This is a genomic window from Cecembia lonarensis LW9 (genome assembly GCF_000298295.1).
GTDB classification, from domain to species: domain Bacteria; phylum Bacteroidota; class Bacteroidia; order Cytophagales; family Cyclobacteriaceae; genus Cecembia; species Cecembia lonarensis.
In genome coordinates this window covers 79,025-94,966 of sequence record NZ_AMGM01000010.1, presented here as the reverse complement: position 1 = coordinate 94,966, position 15,942 = coordinate 79,025, and the positions used below count along the sequence as shown (strand labels likewise).

Here is a 15,942-nt window from a genome sequence, read left to right as displayed (position 1 = left end):
AGATTATTATTAGAAACCTCATTGGAAATGCTGTAAAGTATTCCAAAAAAAATTCCTCGATTCTTATTGAGGGGAAAGAGGAGGGAGACTTTATCGTTTTATCCATCAAAGACCAAGGAATTGGTATATCTGAAGAAAAACTTTCACAAATAAGAAACCAACAGTTTTCTATCATTGAGTCAAGTCATGGAACTGACAATGAGCATGGTACTGGCCTGGGTATCAACTTATGCAAAGAATTTACAAAAATGATGGGAGGAATGATTTCTTTTGAAAGCAAACGCAATGAAGGGACCCAAGTATTTTTGAAATTTAAGCGGGTTAAGATTTTATCCAATTCACAAGATCTGAAGCCACAAAATCAGATGGTTTAGTGGTAGCGCTTTTGGAAATGATCTCCAGATCGGATAAGGCTTTATAAACCATGCTTATTTCTTCTTCTTTGATGCAGTTGTCTTCAGCCCAACGGGTATTTTTCAACCAAGACTTTATATCTTTTTCTTGAATGCTGTAATATTCGCTCAAAGCTTTGGTGCTATTTCTCTCTAGAAATAGATCCTTTGCTTTTTCATATACCATGTCTCGCAGTTTGGCTATGATTTGATGGTGGTGCTCCAAGGCTGATTTTGAGGCGACCAAAACGAAGCAGGGCCAAGGTGTGGGTATTTCTCCTATTCTTTTGAAAAGGCCGGAATCTACCAAGGGTTTTGTGGTGAATTTTTCCCAAAGAAACATTTGTGGGGTATCATGTGTAATGGCTTTTTTTGCGCCCTCCAGATCACCGATTTCTGTAAATTTTAAAAAATGCGGATTCCAGCCTTCCCTTTTTGCCAATAAAAAGGCCATAAGGTGAGAGCCTGAACCAAACCTACTTATCAGAAAGGAGGGGCTTTTTATATCGGATAAGTCCCTTGGACTCGCCTGAGCTGCAACATGTACACCCCATATAAGAGGGCTATGCACATACCATCCAATGATTTTCCCTGTGTTTCCCTCTACCCGGTCTTTGATGAAACTCTCTGTGAGGATAATGGCTAAATCCGTTGATTCTTCTCTTATGGCTTTGTTCATAGGTCCTGAGCCTTTTGGTTCATTTCGCCATACCAGTTCTATACCTTCCGATAAAAAAGGTTGATCTTCAATAACTTTCAACCAAGGAAAATTAAAATGCTCTGGAACACCCGTAATGATGATTTGCTTCATGGAATTGGAATATTTTGGCCTTTTTTCTTTGGATGATCCATTTTATTAACCATCATGTGTCGCAGCCCGATCAGTGATCAATAGATTGGAGAACCCTGCTAGAATCAGAGATGAGCCGGCAAGAACCATGGTAAAGATTACCTCCTCCCCAAACAATAGCTTATACATAAAGTTAATTCCCCCTACGGCTGCAACTATTTGTGGGATCACGATAAACATATTGAAAATACCCATATACACACCCATTTGATTGGGGTTGACCGTGCTGGACAACATGGCATAAGGCATTGAAAGTATACTCGCCCAAGCAACGCCAACCATGGCAAAGCAAATATGAAGCATCCAAGGTTCAGATATAAAAAAAATCATAATGAAACCAAAACCACCAGTAAACAGACTGAGCATGTGGACAAGCTTCCTGTTGATCTTGACTTTTGAAGTAATGAAAGCCAAAATCAATGCAAAAACCATGGAAACCAGACCATAGGTGCCGAGATAATTCCCCACACTGTCAGCAGCATTGTTATAGGCTTCTGAGCTCGTGTCAGTGGCTTTAAAAACATGCTCTGTTATGGCGGGTGTTGCAAAACTCCACATGGTAAAAAAAGCAAACCAAGAAAAAAACTGTACAACGCCCAATTTTTTCATTACCTCAGGCATGCCTGCAATGTTTTTAAATATTTCTTGTACACCCGTAAAAAAACCTTTGCTGGCTTCTTTTTCCTTTTCGAATGCTTCAAGGTCTGAAGGAGGGTACTCTTCAGTGGTCAGAATGGTATATAAAATTGAAGAAAAGAGAACGACGGCACCTACTGCAAATGCAAATTTAACAGAATCGGGGACTACACCTGGAGCTGCCGTGTTGGGTATACCGATTTGGGTCATAAACCAAGGCAAGTTACTGGCAATCCAGGTTCCTATGCCGATAATCAGGGTTTGAACGACAAAACCATAAGATCTCTGACTATCTGGTAATTTATCAGCCACCAATGCTCTAAAGGGCTCCATACTGATGTTGATTGATGCATCCAATATCCAAAGCGAACCTGCTGCTACCCATAAAGCACTGGAATATGGTGCAAAAAAAAGGGCAATGGTGGACAGAATGGCTCCGATCAGAAAAAAGGGTCTTCTTCTTCCAAATTTGTGATGCCAAGTACGGTCCGAGAGATAGCCTACTATGGGCTGTACAATCAAACCGGTCAATGGCGCAGCTATCCATAAAATAGGGATGGTATCTTTTTCAGCGCCCAAGGTTTGGAAAATTCGGGACATAAAACCTCCTTGCAGGGCAAAGCCAAATTGAATGCCTAAAAATCCGAAACTCATGTTCCAGATTTGCCAAAAGCTAAGTTTTGGTTTGTCAGTGGTTTCTTGCATTATTTTGGGTATAGCGTTAGTCGAGCTGAATGGTAAAGGCCTTACTAGAATGTGGTATGCTTACACAACATATTTCTTTACTTGAATGAAAAGGATGTGCGTGCTCCGGTAAGGGATCAAAATCCGTTAACCTGCCAAGAAATGCTATATCTTCTTTTTCTGAGTCAAGAAGCTTGCCGTCAAGCGAAATCTTTAAAGCATCCTTTCCATGTATGTAGAGCCTAATTTCATCATATTGGCTCCTAAATTCCCCTGTTGATGCTTCGAATATCAGGGCATTTTCAGAGCCTATCCAATTGATCCTTCTTTTTAAATATTGACCGTCCTTATACGCCAAAGAGGCACCATCATCCTCATAATGTGTATAGGTAGAAGTTTCCTCTCCCCAAAACAGATGCAACCTTAATATACCATCATGTGTATCACCAGTAAATTGGATATCGGATTGCAGGGCGATTACCGAACCTGATTTTACATAAACGGGTAAGTAACTGGTTGGACAGTCTTGATAGATGACTTGATTGCCATGGTACTTTTTGCTGTTGTATAGGTAGTACCAATCACCTTTAGGAAGATATACCTTTGTGATTTCTTTGTAACTTTCTACAGGTGCAATTAAAAAGGCATCACAGAACAGGTATTGGTTTTGAAAGGCAGAGTCAAAAATGATATTGTCAAAAGGATAGTCTACCACTAAGCTTTTAGCAAGTGGTTGTCCATTTTTTGAGCTTTTATAAAATGCACTGTAAATTGTAGGCAGAAGCCTATACCTTAATTTCATGTAATTTCTGGAGATTTCTTCTACTTCTTCTCCAAAGGCCCAAGGTTCTGCGTCGTTACTATTGATCATGGAGTGTGCACGAAAAAGAGGAGAAAATGCAGCAATACTTATCCATCTGGCAAATAAGCTTTTGGTAGATTCACCTGCAAAGCCGCCAACATCATAACCTGAAAATGCAACACCACTGAGGCCTAGGCTATTGACCAATCTAATACCGGCCAACATGTGTTCCTCACTGGAGATGTTGTCACCTGTCCAGGCAGCAGCGTAGCGTTGTATACCCGAAAACCCTGATCTGGTTAGAACAAAAGGTCTTTTCTCAGGTTCTTGCTGCACACATCCTTCCATAGCGCTTCTGGCCATTTGCATGCCATACACATTTCTGGCTTTCCTATGGCTTGTTTGTTCGCCCTCATAATAGAAGTCTATTAAATTTGGAGTAAACTGTCCCCAAGATGCAGGCTCATTCATGTCAGTCCAATAGCCATCTACCCCAGCATCTTTGTAAAAAATCATTTTTTCAGCCCACCATTCCCGTACGGCAGGTTTGGTGAAGTCCGGGAAAGCGCACCACCCAGGCCATACCTGGGCTTCATATATGGCACCATCCGGATAGGTAACAAATAAGTCTTTATCCTTGCCATCTTCATATGGAACATAACCATCTTCCGTTTTAATGCCTGGATCCATGATGACTACGACTTTGAAGCCTTTTTCTTTAAGCCTTCGGATCATGGTTTTCGGATCTGGAAATTTTTCCTTGTCAAAAGTAAAGACTTTATATTTTTCCATGTGATGGATATCCAGGTAAATGACATCCGCAGGCATATTTTTATTTCGGAAAGTCTCTGCCAAAGTCAAAACTTCTGATTCGGGATAATAAGAATACCTACACTGTTGGAAACCTAAGGACCAAATAGGAGGCATTTCCATGGTTCCAGTCAACCTTGTGTAGGCTTCAATAACCTGCCCGACCCCATGGTCATGCATAAAATAATAATCCAGGTCCCCATCATCCGCCGAAAAATAGATGAAACGGTTGTTGGAAGCACCGAAGTTGAAAGTGGTTTTATGTGAATTATCAAAGAAAATACCATATGCCAAATCATGGTGTAGCCCGATGAAAAATGGGATTGACATGTATAAAGGATCATCTCCAACCCCGTAGGCAAAGTAATCCGTATTCCAATTGACATAAGCCTTCCCTGCCCGGTTAAGGTTTCCGGTTTTTTCTCCCAGACCGACAAACTTTTCATTTTCCTGAACTTGCTTATAGGTACTCACCTCTGTTCCAAGCCAGGATACGGCAAAGGCGCTATCATCTTCATTGATGATTTTACCTTCCGGTGTTTCAAATCTTAAGCTGAAAGGCTGTAATTGAATGTATAAATGAATTTTCTCTGTTTTCAACAATAAGCAGTAACTACTTTCTTCCAATTCAAAAGCATGGGGATTTGCCTCTGCAATTACTGCATATGGGTTGGGGGAAAACTCTTCTTCCTGGGTTACCTGTATCCTGATGGTAGACGATTCATAAACTGAGATGTTGAAGGTTGCCTGTTTAGTATTTCCTCTAATTCCAAAGGAAGTCTTTTCCCAGAATTCAACATCACCTATCGGTACATTTCTTTTTCCCAATGATTTTTTAGCCAAGGTTGCCATTTATAATTTTAAGTTTAATGCTGGAAGGGAATTATCCTTGCCCTTACGGTAAGCTAATTTATGAAGTATAGTGAAAGTAAAAAACGAATCAAAAGCAGTAAATTGATTCGGTCAAACCAAATTTGATTCCATTTTAGGCCTATTTTTTGAAATTATCGACATTCAATCGTTTGCACAAAAAAATAGGTTTTATAAAAAATTTATTCCTTTTTCAATGAGGACTTACGGATAATTAATTCGGTATCCAGTTCAATGTTGGAGGGTTCATGTAGCCTTTCAGGTTTTTTGTCTATAATGTCAAGAAGAATTTCCGTCGCCCTTTCCCCAATTTGAAAACCTGGCTGCATCACAGTGGAAAGGGGAGGGTCAATCATAGCAGAAAACTGCCAATTGGAAAAACCCACAATGCCCACATCTTCAGGAATTTTCATCCCCAATGATTTGACAGCCATCATAGCCCCGGCAGCAACAATATCATGATGTGCGAAAATGGCATCGGCTTTATTGCTATTGTTTATAAAAAAATTGCGTACAAGTGTATAACTTTCTTGTTCATGGCCGGAAGGACAAGAGATAATCAGTTCTTCTAATATCGGAAGGCCAGCTTCTTTAAGGGCTGTCATATACCCTTCTTTTCTTTTTTTACTGATGGCAAGATTTGATGGACCAGCCAAGTGTATGATTTTCCCATATCCCTGTTTTATCAGATGTTTGGTAGCTTTGTAAGCGCCGTTAAAATCATTCACAGTAACATTCAGTGTGTTGTCAATATAGGGTGTTCGATCAAAAAATACGATGGGGAATTCTTGTTCAATGAGTCTGGTGAAGTGACTAAAATCCGTCGTTTCTTTGGAATAGCTGACCAGCAAACCATCTATCTGGTTGGAAAGCATGGTTTCCAAACTGCTTTTTTCTCTTGCCAGCTTTTCGTTAGTCTGACATAAAATTACATTATACCCGTTTCTATAAGCAATTTCTTCAATACCGCTGATAACGGTAGAAAAAAAGAAATGCACCACTTCAGGAATGATAACTCCTATGGTAAAAGATTTACTTTTTCTTAAACTCAAGGCTACCGCATTGGGTCGGTAATTTAATCTTTCAGCAACCTCTTTTACCTTTTTTTGGTTTCATCACTTATTCCAGGATAATCTTTCAATGCCCTTGAAACAGTAGATGAGGACACATTCAATTCCTTGGCTATGTCTTTAATTGTGGCTTGGCCCAGCTTCATGAAAATTATATTTTTCTAAGAATTTAAATTTAAAGCTTTTTCATCCATTTTAAAGCAAAGGCTGATTCTATTTTTTAAAAATCAAGGTCTTTCACATTTTATCGTAAATTTATTTAACTGATTTTTTATTTATGCAGACGTTTGCGGTGACGTTTGCATTTTTTTTTTGATTGGAATGTTCGATTATGACTTGCAAAATTACCTCCCATTGTATAAACTCAAATGAGGTTAGATGTTTTGATGATAAGAGGAAACCGAATAATCTTTTTGGTTATTTAATTTTATCATTAAAATATTGAATTTTATAAATACAGTACATAAAACAATAAATACCAAAACAATTATGAGATTAATTTCCAAATTAACTTGGGTAGCTTTTATGCTGCCATTATTGTGGGCATGTGGTGATCTAGAGCAACCGCCCATTATTCAACAAACTCCTGCATCCATTTCATCTCCTCCAAGTGCGATTGTCCTTACAGGTGAGGATGAAGAGGAGGTTTTAGTTTTCAATGTGACTCCTGCTGATTTTGGTACTGGAATGGAGGTAACTTATGTTATCCAAATGGACCGTCCAGGAAATGGATTTGCCAATGCTGCAGATCTCGGGTCATCTACCACTACTGTAATTGAAGTGAGTGCTGCTGAAATCAATAGAAGAGCCATCTCTAGGGGTATTGTTGCAGGTGAAACGGGCCCTATGGAATTTAGGGTAAGAGCAGTGCCATCCAGAACACTTTCTGCTTTGGAAGGTCTTCCTGTTACCATTCCTGTTACTACTTTTGCTGATGCCGTTGCCTTAAGGAACCTTTTCTTAGTAGGTGAAGCTACAGCCAGAGGTTGGGACAACAACGCCAACAACCCACCACTGTTTAGAGACCCTGAAAACACGGATTTATATGTTTATTCAGGTTTCTTTAATGCAGGTGGCTTTAAAGTATTGGAAAATTTAGGTGCTTGGCAGCCTCAATATGGTACTAATGATGGTTCTACCATTTCAGCAAATATGGGTGGTGGGGATGATCCTGATGTATTTAACGTGCCGGCTGCGGGTTATTACACCTTTACTTTCGACTTATCCACAGAATCCTTTAGCTTGGAACCAATTACAGATGTACCAGCCACCTTTGAGACAGTTGGTATTATTGGTAGTGCAACCGCTGAAGGCTGGGATGCCAGTACAGCGATGAATCAACTTGCTTTTGACAAGCACATTTATTACCTGACTGCTACCTTGGGTGATGGTGAAATGAAATTCAGAGCAGATAATGATTGGGCTGTAAACTGGGGCACTAATTCAGCCATTAGCGGAAAAGCAACTCAAGATGGGCCTAATATTCCAGTGGAGCCTGGAACCTATAAAATCTGGTTCAATTCCTTAGATGGAAGGTTCATTAAGATTGAACAATAAAATTTAGACCCATTAAAGAAAAGGGCTACTTGGAAAAGTGGCCTTTTTCTTTCATTATTATCCAGTTATTTTCAGGATTATGAAAAAAATCAGTAGTTCGTTTCTTCTTTTTTTTATCTTTTTACAAACCCTATCTTTTGCTCAGGTCACCACAATCCCGGGGTTTCCAAGAGCAGTAGATAACATTAAGATTATTTATGACGCTACCCGAGGTACCTCAGGCCTTCAAGGTGTAGACCAGGTTTATATCCATATTGGCGCTGTTACCGAAAGTCCTACATCTATCTCTTGGTCCATAGTTCCCACGCAATGGGGGGTTGATGACCCCAAGGCGAGAATGACCAAAGTAGAAGGAGAGGAAAATATTTGGGAATTTGAGCTGGTTCCAGAAGATTTTTTTGATGTTCCTGCTGGTCAAACCATCTATAGACTAGGTATTGTTTTTAGAAATATTGATGGAAACAGGGAGGGGAAAGACGATAGAAATCAAGACTTTTTTGTCAATTTGGCACAGGGATTTCAGGTTGCATTTGAAAGACCTGCCAGCAGTAGCACCCTGCTGGAAATAGGGGAGAACCAAAACATTGACATCATATCAACTGGTAATGCTTCCTTGAACATTTCAATCAATGGCACTGAAGTAGCCGCTGCTACAGGCGTGGATAGACTTTCTTATGTTTTTGAGGCAGTTGAAATTGGAGCCTATGAAATCAAGGCACAAGCTTCAGCAGGAGAGGATGAAAGTGAAGCCACTATCAATATTTCAGTAGTAGGCCCCAGTCCGAAAGCAGATCTGCCGGCCGGTGTTCTGAAGGGTATCAATTATCTATCTGATACAGAAGCTGTTCTGGTGCTCGAGGCTCCGAACAAAAAAAATGCTTTCCTCATTGGAGACTTCAATGGATGGGAGATCAGTCTCGATTATCAAATGAACCAAACCCCCGACAGGGAAATGTTTTGGTTTCACCTTAAAGACCTGATTCCTGGTGAGGAATATATATTTCAATACCTGGTTGATGGCGATATCAGGATAGGAGATCCCTATGCGGATAAGGTATCTGATCCTTTTCTCGATAATGAAATCATCCAGCAAAACAGGTATCCAGGGCTAAAACCTTTTCCACAAGGAAAAACATCCTTCCAAGCCACCTTTCTTCAAACTGCCCAGGAACCTTACGAATGGAAATATCTTGAATACAACAAACCAGCGCCTGAGGAACTGGTGGTTTATGAGTTATTGGTAAGGGATTTCGATGAAAGGAGAACCTTCAAAGCGGTGGTAGAAAGATTGGATTATTTGAAAGACTTAGGAATCAATGCCATAGAGTTGCTTCCAGTCAAGGAATTTGAGGGCAATATTTCTTGGGGGTATAATCCATCATTCTTTTTTGCGGTAGATAAATTTTATGGTCCTAAGAACCACTTGAAAGAATTGATTGATGAGGCCCATAAGCGGGATATGGTGGTGATCTTGGATCAGGTGCTCAATCATGCCTTTGGCCAAAGCCCCTATGTGAGGCTTTACAATGATGGTGATTTTGGGCCACCGACTGAAGATAATCCCTGGCTTAACCGGGTAGCAAGGCACCCCTTTAATGTTGGCTATGACTTCAACCATGAAAGCCCTTATACCAAGGCTTTTGTAGACTCTGTCAATAATTATTGGCTTACAGAATATAAAGTAGATGGTTTTAGGTTTGATTTGAGCAAAGGGTTTACCCAATTTGACTCTGGTGATGATGTGGGCTTATGGAGCCAAAGAGACGAGTCAAGGATTACCATTTGGAAAAATATTTATGATCAGATCAGAAAAGATCACCCTGATGCGTATATCATTTTGGAACATTTTGCCGACAATTCCGAAGAAAGGGAATTGGCTGATTATGGGATGATGTTTTGGGGTAACCTGAATTTTGATTTCAGAGAAATGGCCAAAGGAGGGTCAAGGAATTTTGACTGGGGATTCTATCAGACCAGAGGTTGGTCAAAGAACAATTTGGTCAGCTATATGGAAAGTCATGATGAGGAAAGGACCATGTGGGAAACCTTAACCTGGGGACAGACTTCGCCGGTCAATTTAAGGCAACTGAGCAATGCAGTAAACAGGAATCAATTGCTGGCAGCCTTCTTTTTTGCGATTCCTGGTCCAAAAATGCTTTGGCAATTTGAAGAATTTGGCTATGACCTGGAGTTGAACAATGATAGGTTAGGGATTAAGCCCACCCGGTGGGAATATCTGGATAATCCGGAAAGGCAAAGGCTATGGAGACTTTACCAGGCCATGATTAAACTGAAAAAGGAACAAAATGCTTTTAACAAACCTCAAAATGCCATTTTGAACTTGACACAAACACTGAAGACCATTCGTTTGGTGGATGATGATTTTCAGGTTTTGTTGTTTGGGAATTTTGGGCTTACAGACATCAACAATGCCAATTTGACTTTTCCCAACCCAGGGAAATGGTATAATTACTTTACAGGAGAGGAAATTGATGTGGTGGGTAATTCAAAAACCTTTAGGTTAAGGCCAAATGAATTCTTTCTTTTTACCAATCAACGGTTAAATAAACCCGAAGGGAAAATCCTGATGGAAGACCTGATTACTTCTTTTGGCCCTGAAGAAATGAAAAGTGATGAATTTAAGATATATCCAGTACCAGCTTCCAATTATGTGCGTGTAGGCCTTCCAAAAGATTATATCAATTTCAATTATCGGGTAATAGATGTGACAGGTTCGGTGTTAAAAGAAGCACTGTTTGATGGTCAGGACGATATTTTGCAAATAGATTTAAAGGATTTTAAAGCGGGTCTTTATATCTTTGAAATCTTTGATAACCGTCAGGTCATCAGAAAACGTTTTATCAAACATTAAAAACCTATTGTACTAACATCATGAAATTCAAACCAGGAGTTAAATTCGGAGAGGAACTGAAGGACTTATTGGACTATGCCAAAGAAAGCGAATTTGCTATGCCTGCGGTAAATGTAATCAATACCAGCACTGTCAATGCGGTATTGGAAACAGCCAAAAAGGTCAATTCACCCGTTATCATACAGTTTTCAAATGGAGGCGCCCAGTTCTATGCAGGTAAAGGTATGGGTAATACCAATCAGCAAGGAGCTATTCAAGGGTCAATTTCCGGTGCTTTGCATGTACACAGGATGGCAGAGGCCTACGGTGTACCTGTAATATTGCATACCGATCACTGTGCGAAGAAGCTTTTACCTTGGATCGATGGTCTATTAGAAGAGGGAAAGGCATTCTATGCAGCCAATAAAAAGCCTTTGTTCAGCTCTCATATGTTGGACCTTTCAGAAGAAACTGTGGAGGAAAACATTGAGATTTGTGTGGACTATTTCAAAAAAATGAAAGCCCTGGAAATGGGTATTGAAATTGAATTGGGAATTACCGGAGGGGAAGAAGATGGTGTAGACAATACCGATGTGGACAGCTCCAAACTTTATACCCAACCTGAGGAAGTGGCTTATGCTTACGAGCACCTCAAAGCGGTAGGGGATTTGTTTACCGTTGCCGCCTCCTTCGGAAATGTACATGGCGTATATAAACCTGGGAATGTGAGTTTAAAACCCATTATTCTAAAAAATTCACAAGATTATATTGCTCAGAAATTTGGAACAGGGCCTAAGCCTGTATTCTTTGTTTTCCATGGTGGATCTGGCTCTACAGTAGAAGAGATAAGAGAAGCTAATAGTTACGGTTCTATCAAGATGAATATCGATACCGACCAACAGTGGGCATTCTGGGAAGGAGTGAAGAATTACTATCAATCAAACGAGGCCTATCTTCAGACGCAATTGGGTAACCCTGAGGGTTCCGATAGCCCAAATAAAAAGTATTATGATCCGAGGGTTTGGTTGAGGAAAGGTGAGGAAAACTTTATCAAAAGGTTGGAATTGGCCTTTGATATGCTGAATGCTATTGGAAAGAACTGATTTTCAAATCAAAAATTTATCGAAAAAGTCACTGGATCGGTGACTTTTTCCTTTTAAATCAATAAGCTATGAAATTACAACTTGGCCTATTTATCTCAACATTGTTACTTATTTGGTCTTGTAGCGGGAAAGGAAAAAATGAAGTGGAAAATCATTGGCCACACGCAGGGATTACCTATGAAATTTTCATTCAATCTTTTTATGACTCAGATGGTGATGGCATCGGTGACTTCAACGGTGTGATCAAAAAACTGGATCATGTCAAGGAACTTGGGGCAAATGCCATCTGGTTTATGCCCATTATGCCTTCTCCTACTTACCACAAATATGATGTCACTGACTACAAAGCTGTTCATCCTGATTACGGTACCATGGATGATTTTAAACAATTGTTGGAAGAGGCGCATAAAAGGGATATTAAGATTGTCATAGATCTGATCATCAACCATACCAGTACAGAGCATCCATGGTTTTTGGAATCAAAGAAAAGCCGGGATAATCCTTATAGGGACTATTATGTCTGGGCACAGAAAGATACAATTGCAGATTTTATCAACAAAAAGACCATCACATTGGACAGTGATAATATCAGGCAATGGCATGATCCGGGCTTTGGTCAGGATTATTATTATGGGTTTTTCTGGGGGGGCATGCCGGATTTGAATTTTGATAACCCCAAGGTCAGGGAGGAAATATATGAAATTGGCCGCTTTTGGTTGGAAGATATTGGCGTAGATGGCTTCAGATTAGATGCAGCCAAGCATATTTTTCCAGATGATAGACCGGAAGATAACCATGCTTTTTGGAAAGAATTCCGGGATAGAATGACAGCCATCAAATCAGACATATATTTGGTTGGAGAAGTATATGATCGAAAAGAAATTGTAGCGCCATATTTGCCTGGTCTTCCTGCCTTATTCAACTTTGATTTTCATTATACATTGATTGAGGCTTACCAAAAGGAAGATGGAATGCTTTTGGCAAAAAAACAGAAAGAGGTTTTGGATTTTTACTTGGATATCACCAAAGATTTTATTGATGCTACCTTTTCTTCCAATCATGACCAACCTAGGTTGTTAAACTCCTTGGATGAAAATCCAAGAAAATTAAAACAGGCCATCAACATCCTGATGACCATGCCTGGTGCACCTTACCTTTACTATGGGGAAGAAATTGGTATGCTGGGGCAGAAACCGGATGAGCATATCCGGGAGCCATTTTTATGGGACATTAAGGCCAATGATAAAGGAAGAACAAGCTGGATTGAACCTCAATATTCCATAGATGAAACAGTGACTCCCTTGGCCATACAAAAGTCGATGAGTACCAGTTATTTTAATCATTATAAGGAAATCATCCGCTTGAGGAATACCAACAGGGCATTGGCATTGGGTAATTTGGAGCTATATGAAGGTACCTTGCCTGATCCTATCATGGCCTTTTTCAGGAATCATAAGGACCAGAAAGTTTTTGTTGCGCATAATTTAAGCGATATCACACATCATATCGTAATTCCAGAAGATTACCATGAGGTGATCTATAAGTACGGTTCACCGGAATTGGAGAAAAATACCATCACACTTCCAGCTTATGCGAGTATTGTGATTGAAAAAGAAGATTAAAAGAAGCTGTCTTATAAAGATTTTCAATTTATTTCCCAAACAAAATTCTGTTTAAGCATTGGTCCCTTTGTACATTAGTGGCTTCTTTGTGATTAAAAATAGCACAAAGGCCCTAAAATAAAAAGTTTCAATAAATTAATACCAAATAAAATTTGGATAATATTTTGAAGTTTTTAATCATGAGACAGCCTCTTTTATGTTGATAAAATTTTCACCACATGGAAATCATACTCATCGACTTCTTTATGACCAACAATCGCTTTGGCAATAGGCGTATAAACAACTTTATTGTTGATGACACCGGCCATTACATCATATTTACCTTGCATTAAGCCTTCTACAGCAGCTACCCCGAGTTTACTGGCAAGTACCCTGTCCAATGATGAAGGTGCTCCACCACGCTGTAAATGCCCCAAGATAGTTACTTTGATGTCATAATAGGGGAGTTGTTTTTTGATCTTCTCAGCTATTTCTGCAGCACCACCACTTTTTCCCCCCTCAGCTATGATTACAATATTGGACTGCTTCATCGCTTTAGTCCTGGCTTTTAATCTTTCCACCAGTCGCTCTATGGGCATTTTTTTCTCAGGTATCAATGTAGCGGCAGCTGCACTGCCAATGCCTGCATTGATCGCAATAAAACCGGCATCCCTACCCATAACTTCTACAAAAAACAGCCGGTCATGCGAGGTTGCTGTATCTCTGATTTTATCAATGGCCTCAATGGCCGTATTACATGCCGTATCAAAGCCAACAGTCAGGTCTGTACCTGCTAGGTCGTTATCAATAGTGCCCGGGATACCAATAGCAGGAATACCGAATTCTTTGTAAAATAGATGTGCACCTGTAAGGGAACCGTCCCCACCGATCACAACCAATCCATCTATTTTGTGCTTTTGAAGGTTTTCAAATGCTTTTTTGCGTCCTTCGGGTGTTCTGAACTCCTGACTTCTCGCGGATTTAAGGATGGTGCCTCCCCTTTCTAAGATATGGCTGATATGTTTGGATTCGAGTTTTTTGATATCATTCTGAATCATACCTTCATAACCTCTAAAGATGCCATACATTTCCAGGTTATAAAAGAAGCCAGCCCTTACAGTAGCACGTATGGCAGCATTCATTCCCGGAGCGTCTCCTCCTGAAGTTAAAACAGCAATTCTTTTTATAGTTTTTATTTCCATGGAATTAAAGTCTAGTAGTCAATTGTTGAAACATCAAACTAGCAGCAGCAGGATTCGTTGCCAAAGGGATGTTATGGACATCACAAATCCTCATGAGCATTTGCACATCAGGTTCATGAGGATGTTTATCCAAAGGGTCACGGAAAAAAATTACCATTTCCAATTCCTTTTGGGCTGCCATAGAAGCAATTTGTGCGTCTCCTCCAAGTGGTCCGGATAAAAGTCTCTGTACTTTGAAACCTGCACGCTCGATATGCGACCCAGTGGTACCAGTGGCGACCAATTCAATATTAGCGTGGTTCAATTGATCTTTAAAACCACTTAAAAAGTGGACCATGTCGGCCTTTTTTCCATCATGGGCAATTAAGGCTATTTTCATCATGCTATTAATAGGTTTGAGTTCGAAAGTTAGGAAATTTTAAATATATCCTTGCCAAATGACACCATGATTCTCTATGTATTACTTAAGACTATCAATTTAAAATATTGTTGTTTTGAAGTATATACAAATAATTGTTTAAAAATTTGGCGAAAAATGAAATAAAATATAAAAAATCAGTAATTTGAACGATTACAAAATTAATTTATCATCAAATTATTTGTTTTATGAGCCTAATAAAAGAATTTAAAGATTTTGCAGTGAGGGGGAATGTGATAGACCTCGCTGTAGCAGTCATCATTGGAGGGGCATTCGGTAAGATTGTCTCATCTTTTGTCAATGACATCGTCATGCCGCCGATAGGTGTGCTATTGGGTGGAGTTGACTTTAAAGATTTAACTATCACTCTTAGAGAAGCCTATGTCGTGGAAGGAGGAGAAGAGATGGCTGCAGTGGTCTTGAGTTATGGCAATTTTATCCAAAATGTAGTGGATTTTGTGATCATTGCATTTGTGATCTTTTTGGCTATAAAAGGCATCAATAATCTTAAAAAGAAAAAAGAGGAGGCTCCAGCACCGCCACCGGCACCACCTAAATCAGAGGTTCTATTAGAAGAAATTCGCGACTTGTTAAAAAATAAATAATCAAAAAAAGCAGCGAAGGCTGCTTTTTTTAGTTACTTCTACCGCCTCGTCTTTCCCTACCTTGTTGCATTCTGTAAACCTGTCTTGTAAAATCCCTGTTTACTGATCCCAGTTTGACAGCTTGGGAAGGACTGATGGCTTGCTGTATTTCTTCCATAAACTGCCGCTCTTTTTGGAGCATTTTTTCTTGGATGTTAAACCTTTTTTTAATCAACTCTTTGGCTTTTGCATCATCGGTTTCGTTGCTTGCAGCCCTGTTTATGGCCGACATCTCCTCCATCATTTTACCCCTTTCTTCCTGATATTGATTGAATAGGGGCCAAAATTTTTCTGCCTGATTGGGTTTAAGGTCCAGCCTGTTTGTAATGAAGGCAACCCTGGCAGCCTCAAGCTTTTCTTTATCGTATTGTTGTTCCCCTCTTTGACCAAATACAGTTAGCGATAAGGAAAACAAGGTGATTATAAGGATCAATTGTTTCATTACTTTCGGT

General features: G+C 39.7%; 14 protein-coding genes. 6 read left to right on the top strand and 8 right to left on the bottom strand.

Annotated features, from left to right (window positions below; all coding sequences use genetic code 11):
• Nucleotides 1–374 (top strand): sensor histidine kinase (locus B879_RS05280; protein WP_040400288.1); only part of this gene is annotated, 374 nt, incomplete at its 5' end.
• Here the strand turns inward: B879_RS05280 and B879_RS05275 are convergent.
• From B879_RS05275 to B879_RS23500, 5 genes are all read right to left on the bottom strand, one after another.
• The gene (locus B879_RS05275; RefSeq protein WP_009184118.1) at nucleotides 322–1,203 is read right to left on the bottom strand and encodes a type 2 periplasmic-binding domain-containing protein; all 882 of its coding nucleotides are present in this window, start codon (nucleotides 1,201–1,203) and stop codon (nucleotides 322–324) included. The two genes, B879_RS05280 and B879_RS05275, sit on opposite strands and share 53 nt — an antisense overlap.
• A gap of 45 nt (nucleotides 1,204–1,248) precedes the next feature.
• Entirely contained in the window at nucleotides 1,249–2,583 is a 1,335-nt protein-coding gene (locus B879_RS05270; RefSeq protein ID WP_040400286.1) for an MFS transporter, read from the bottom strand.
• Nucleotides 2,584–2,599: 16 nt separating this feature from the next.
• Nucleotides 2,600–5,026 (bottom strand): glycoside hydrolase family 31 protein, encoded by a 2,427-nt coding sequence (locus tag B879_RS05265; protein ID WP_009184116.1) that lies wholly within the window; start codon nucleotides 5,024–5,026, stop codon nucleotides 2,600–2,602.
• 200 nt (nucleotides 5,027–5,226) lie between these two features.
• Entirely contained in the window at nucleotides 5,227–6,096 is an 870-nt protein-coding gene (locus B879_RS05260) for a substrate-binding domain-containing protein (protein WP_009184115.1), read from the bottom strand.
• Nucleotides 6,097–6,140: 44 nt separating this feature from the next.
• Complete coding sequence (locus B879_RS23500) at nucleotides 6,141–6,260, bottom strand: LacI family DNA-binding transcriptional regulator (RefSeq protein ID WP_009184114.1); 120 nt, start codon at nucleotides 6,258–6,260, stop codon at nucleotides 6,141–6,143.
• 343 nt (nucleotides 6,261–6,603) lie between these two features.
• Between B879_RS23500 and B879_RS05255 the strand changes: the two genes are divergently transcribed.
• The 4 genes from B879_RS05255 to B879_RS05240 all read left to right on the top strand — a co-directional run bounded on the left by B879_RS05255 (nucleotide 6,604) and on the right by B879_RS05240 (nucleotide 13,247).
• Nucleotides 6,604–7,671 (top strand): SusE domain-containing protein, encoded by a 1,068-nt coding sequence (locus B879_RS05255; RefSeq protein ID WP_009184113.1) that lies wholly within the window; start codon nucleotides 6,604–6,606, stop codon nucleotides 7,669–7,671.
• A 79-nt stretch (nucleotides 7,672–7,750) separates the two neighbouring features.
• The gene (locus B879_RS05250) at nucleotides 7,751–10,543 is read left to right on the top strand and encodes an alpha-amylase family glycosyl hydrolase (protein ID WP_040400284.1); all 2,793 of its coding nucleotides are present in this window, start codon (nucleotides 7,751–7,753) and stop codon (nucleotides 10,541–10,543) included.
• Between the two features lie 20 nt (nucleotides 10,544–10,563).
• On the top strand, nucleotides 10,564–11,625 hold the full coding sequence (gene fbaA, locus B879_RS05245; RefSeq protein ID WP_009184111.1) for a class II fructose-bisphosphate aldolase: 1,062 nt from the start codon (nucleotides 10,564–10,566) through the stop codon (nucleotides 11,623–11,625).
• A gap of 68 nt (nucleotides 11,626–11,693) precedes the next feature.
• Nucleotides 11,694–13,247 (top strand): alpha-amylase family glycosyl hydrolase, encoded by a 1,554-nt coding sequence (locus tag B879_RS05240; RefSeq protein WP_009184110.1) that lies wholly within the window; start codon nucleotides 11,694–11,696, stop codon nucleotides 13,245–13,247.
• Nucleotides 13,248–13,441: 194 nt separating this feature from the next.
• On the opposite strand, the gene pfkA is transcribed toward B879_RS05240, so the two are convergent.
• Complete coding sequence (gene pfkA, locus B879_RS05235) at nucleotides 13,442–14,428, bottom strand: 6-phosphofructokinase (protein ID WP_009184109.1); 987 nt, start codon at nucleotides 14,426–14,428, stop codon at nucleotides 13,442–13,444.
• Nucleotides 14,429–14,432: 4 nt separating this feature from the next.
• Nucleotides 14,433–14,807, bottom strand: a complete 375-nt coding sequence (locus B879_RS05230) for a methylglyoxal synthase (RefSeq protein ID WP_009184108.1) — start codon at nucleotides 14,805–14,807, stop codon at nucleotides 14,433–14,435.
• Between the two features lie 227 nt (nucleotides 14,808–15,034).
• Between B879_RS05230 and mscL the strand changes: the two genes are divergently transcribed.
• Complete coding sequence (mscL, locus tag B879_RS05225; RefSeq protein WP_009184107.1) at nucleotides 15,035–15,451, top strand: large-conductance mechanosensitive channel protein MscL; 417 nt, start codon at nucleotides 15,035–15,037, stop codon at nucleotides 15,449–15,451.
• Nucleotides 15,452–15,479: 28 nt separating this feature from the next.
• On the opposite strand, the gene B879_RS05220 is transcribed toward mscL, so the two are convergent.
• Nucleotides 15,480–15,932, bottom strand: coding sequence for a Spy/CpxP family protein refolding chaperone (locus B879_RS05220; RefSeq protein WP_009184106.1), 453 nt, complete (start codon nucleotides 15,930–15,932; stop codon nucleotides 15,480–15,482).
• Nucleotides 15,933–15,942: the final 10 nt, after the last annotated feature.

Bases quoted from the DNA above. Each gene is read 5' to 3' on its own strand.
- pfkA (WP_009184109.1), bottom strand. From the start codon at position 14,428: ATGGAAATAAAAACTATAAAAAGAATTGCTGTTTTAACTTCAGGAGGA.
- B879_RS05230 (WP_009184108.1), bottom strand. From the start codon at position 14,807: ATGAAAATAGCCTTAATTGCCCATGATGGAAAAAAGGCCGACATGGTC.
- B879_RS05255 (WP_009184113.1), top strand. From the start codon at position 6,604: ATGAGATTAATTTCCAAATTAACTTGGGTAGCTTTTATGCTGCCATTA.
- fbaA (WP_009184111.1), top strand. From the start codon at position 10,564: ATGAAATTCAAACCAGGAGTTAAATTCGGAGAGGAACTGAAGGACTTA.
- mscL (WP_009184107.1), top strand. From the start codon at position 15,035: ATGAGCCTAATAAAAGAATTTAAAGATTTTGCAGTGAGGGGGAATGTG.
- B879_RS05275 (WP_009184118.1), bottom strand. From the start codon at position 1,203: ATGAAGCAAATCATCATTACGGGTGTTCCAGAGCATTTTAATTTTCCT.
- B879_RS05270 (WP_040400286.1), bottom strand. From the start codon at position 2,583: ATGCAAGAAACCACTGACAAACCAAAACTTAGCTTTTGGCAAATCTGG.
- B879_RS05220 (WP_009184106.1), bottom strand. From the start codon at position 15,932: ATGAAACAATTGATCCTTATAATCACCTTGTTTTCCTTATCGCTAACT.
- B879_RS05240 (WP_009184110.1), top strand. From the start codon at position 11,694: ATGAAATTACAACTTGGCCTATTTATCTCAACATTGTTACTTATTTGG.
- B879_RS05265 (WP_009184116.1), bottom strand. From the start codon at position 5,026: ATGGCAACCTTGGCTAAAAAATCATTGGGAAAAAGAAATGTACCGATA.
- B879_RS23500 (WP_009184114.1), bottom strand. From the start codon at position 6,260: ATGAAGCTGGGCCAAGCCACAATTAAAGACATAGCCAAGGAATTGAAT.
- B879_RS05250 (WP_040400284.1), top strand. From the start codon at position 7,751: ATGAAAAAAATCAGTAGTTCGTTTCTTCTTTTTTTTATCTTTTTACAA.